Consider the following 3,480-nt stretch of genomic DNA (forward strand, 5'->3'; position numbering starts at 1 on the left):
CACCGTGAGCGTGACTTGCGCCACGGTCAGCTACACCGTCACCGCCACGGCGACCGGCAACGGCACGATCACGCCGGCCTCGCAAAGCGTCGATCACGGCGATACCGCAACGATCACGGTCACGCCGGCTGTCGGTCATCACGTGGTCTCCGTCACCGGCGACACCTGCACGCCCGCCGACAACGGCGACGGCACCTGGACGGCGCCGAACATCACCGCCGATTGCGCGGTCACGGCGACCTTCGCCATCAACGCCTACACGGTCACCGCCACGGCGACCGGCAACGGCACGATCACGCCGGCATCGCAAAGCGTCGATCACGGCGACACCGCAATGCTGACCGTCACGCCTGCGGTGGGCCACCACGTCGACACCATCGGCGGCACGTGTCCGTCCGGCACGCTGACGGGAACCAGCTACCAGACCGGCGCGATCACCGGCGATTGCAGCGTCACCGTCGCGTTCGCGCCGGATGCGCCTGCCGTCTACGTGGTCACGGCCAGCGCGAGCGGCAACGGCACGATCGCGCCGGCTTCGCAGAGCGTGACCCACGGCAGCGCGGCGGCGTTCACGATGACACCGGACGCGGGCCACCACGTCGACACGATCAGCGGCACGTGTCCGGCCGGCACGCTGACGGGAAGCAGCTACCAGACCGGTGCGATCACCGGCGACTGCAGCGTCACGGTCGCGTTCGCGCCGGACGCGCCTGCCGTCTACGTGGTCACGGCCAACGCGACCGGCAACGGCACGATCGCGCCGGCTTCGCAGAGCGTGACCCACGGCAGCGCCGCGACCTTCACGGTGACACCGGACGCGGGCCACCACGTCGACACGATCGGCGGCACCTGTCCGGCCGGCACGCTGACCGGAACCAGCTACCAGACCGGCCCGATCACCGGCGACTGCAGCGTCGAGGTCGCGTTCGCGGTGACGGTGGCCGCCACGGCGACGCCGGTGCCGGTCGATGCGCGCTGGGCGCTGTTGCTGCTCGCAGCCTTGCTGGCGGCGGCGGGGCTGCGTCGTCGGCGTGCGATGGGCTGATTGCGGGTTCGCCTGTCTCGGGTGGTTCGTGATCGCGCGTCGCGCGCGGCAGCGCGCGAGCGAACCGCCCGCAGGCAACAAGACGCAGGGGTTGGCCGGGGTCGCAAGGAATCGACCAAGGTACGATGCCGCTGCCACGCGCAAGCGCTAGGCTGCGGGCATGCGTCATGCGTTGCCTGCCATTCTTGCGGTTGCGGTTTCGGCCTGCGCGGCGCTGCCCGCGCCGGAGGGGAAGCGCGTGACGAACGAACCGATGTTCGGCCCGGTACGCGAAACCGGGCATCGGGGCGCGGACGATCTCCTGTCCGCCGGTCTCGGACTCGGCGGGTTGCGCTCGCCGGCGCCGGCATTCGCCGATCCGCTTGCGCCGACGCCGGCCGAGCTGCGCCGGCGCGCGATCCACGCGAACTGGAACGGCATCGCCGATCTCGGTCCGCTTGGCGGTTTCGGCAGCGTGTACGGCGCGGTGCCGAACGTACCGGGGCGCGAGTTCACCGCGTTCGCGCGGCTGCCGGGTGCGAGCCAGCCGTTCTATACGCGCGCATCGAGGGCAAGGTGCACCCGCGCGGCCCCGAGGACAACGAGTCCGCGCAGGCGAAGCAGCAGGTCGTCAAGTACATCGACGACGTCAATCAGGCCGGCTTCGAGCGCTCCTCGGCGTTCGCACACGCGGCGAAGGTCGGCATCGGCTGGCTGGAGGAGTGCATCATCCAGGACCCCGATTCGGAGCCGGTATGCGTCCGCCACGAGGACTGGAAAGTCATGTGGTGGGACCCGTTCTCCCGCCGCAACGACCTTCGCGACTGCCGGTACATCCACCGGCGCAAATGGGTCGACCTCGACTACGCGCAGGTGATGTTCCCGGCGCACGCCGACGCCCTCGACGGCATGGCCAAGAGCGCGACCGAGTTGGACCTCGGCGATAGCGACGACCTGGCGGACATGCCGGCGCTGTTCCTGCACCGCGACCTTCGGAGCGCCGGCGACAACGGCTACCGCCTGTTCGGTACCAGCAGCATCGACCAGAAGTACCGGCGCCGCCTGCCGCTGATCGAAACGTGGTTCAAGCGGCCGCAGAATGTGCAGCGGATCGAGAGTCTCGACCCCGACCTCAACGGCCGCGAGTTCGACAGGGCGGACGAGACGCATGTCAAGGCCGTGAGCAGCGGCATGGCGACGCTGACGGACGCCGTCGCCGAGCGCATCTTCTACGCGATCTGGGTGCCGAAGCTGCTCCTGGCGCTGGCGCCGAGCCCGTACAAGCACAACCGCTATCCGTTCACCGCGATCTGGTGCAAGCGGGAAGACCGGACCGGGCTGCCGTACGGCTACGTGCGCGGCATGCGCGATGCGCAGCTGGACTACAACAAGCGCCGGTCGAAGGCGCTGTTCATGCTCTCGGTCAACCGCGTCATCTTCGAGGACGGCGCGATCGACAAGGCGGACGAGGACGAGATCCTCGACGAGGCCGCACGCCCCGACGCGCGCATCCGCGTGGCGAAGGGCGCGCTCGAGCACAACCGCGTCAAGCTGGAATGGGGCGCGGAGCTGGTGCCGGGGCAGGTCCAGCTGATGCAGGAGGCGAAGGACCACATCCTCGAGGGCAGCGGCGTCACGCGCGAGAACCTCGGACAGGACAGCAGTGCGATCAGCGGCGTCGCCATCCAGGCGAAGCAGCAGCAGGGCTCCGTGAGTACGGCGGAGCTCTTCGACAACTACCGACAGTTCATGCAGATCAGCGGCCAGAAGCAGCTGTCGCTGGTCGAGCAGTTCATGCCGCTCCCCAAGCGCCTGCGCATCCTCGGCCCGCGCGGGAAGGTCGACTGGCTGATCGTCAACGAGCCGTACGCCGACCCGGAAACGGGCGGGATCCTGTTCAAGAACGACCTCTCGAAGCAGGCGGCCGACTTCATCATCGACCAGCAGGGCTACCGCGAGACGGTCCGCATGGCGATGGCGCAGCAGATGTTCGAGATCATCACGAAGCTGCCGCCGGACATGCAGATCCAGCTGCTCGACATCGCGTTCGAGCTGACGGACATCCCGAACCGCGACGAGCTGGTCGCGCGCATCCGCAAGATCAACGGCCAGCCGGCGCCGGGGCAGGAAGAAGACCCTGCGCACCAGGAGATGGCGATCGAGCAGGCTGAGCGCGAACGCCAGGCGCACGACCTCGACGTGCAGGAGCGCACCGCGAAGATCGGCAAGGACCTCGCGACCGCGGCGAAGCTCAACGCCGAGGCCAAGCGCAGCAGCGTGCAGGGAAAAAAGGACGCGCATCCACTTCCACATGCTGTGGCTCGACGGCGTGTACGTGGAAGCCACCGAGCTGCCGCGGCGCGAACTGCGCCTGCACCGCGCCCGTGCGCCCACCACCGCGCAGTTGGCCCAGCTGGCAGCTACCATCGCGCACCGGGTGTGTCGGCACCTGACAC

1 protein-coding gene and 3 pseudogenes are annotated in these 3,480 nt (G+C 69.0%); all 4 read left to right on the plus strand.

The annotated features are described in order from the left end of the window. The coding region (locus EDC25_RS14530) for an InlB B-repeat-containing protein (RefSeq protein WP_207905725.1) at nucleotides 1–1,045 on the plus strand (1,045 nt) is incomplete at its 5' end. 253 nt (nucleotides 1,046–1,298) lie between these two features. Further along, nucleotides 1,299–1,550, plus strand: a pseudogene (locus EDC25_RS15215) (3-hydroxybutyrate oligomer hydrolase family protein); the annotation flags it as partial. A gap of 50 nt (nucleotides 1,551–1,600) precedes the next feature. Continuing rightward, nucleotides 1,601–3,214 (plus strand): annotated as a pseudogene (locus EDC25_RS15140) (portal protein); the annotation flags it as partial. A gap of 109 nt (nucleotides 3,215–3,323) precedes the next feature. Beyond that, a pseudogene (locus EDC25_RS15220) lies at nucleotides 3,324–3,480 on the plus strand (IS91 family transposase); the annotation flags it as partial.

The sequence above is a fragment of the Pseudofulvimonas gallinarii genome, assembly GCF_004343305.1.
Taxonomy (GTDB): Bacteria; Pseudomonadota; Gammaproteobacteria; order Xanthomonadales; family UBA2363; genus Pseudofulvimonas; species Pseudofulvimonas gallinarii.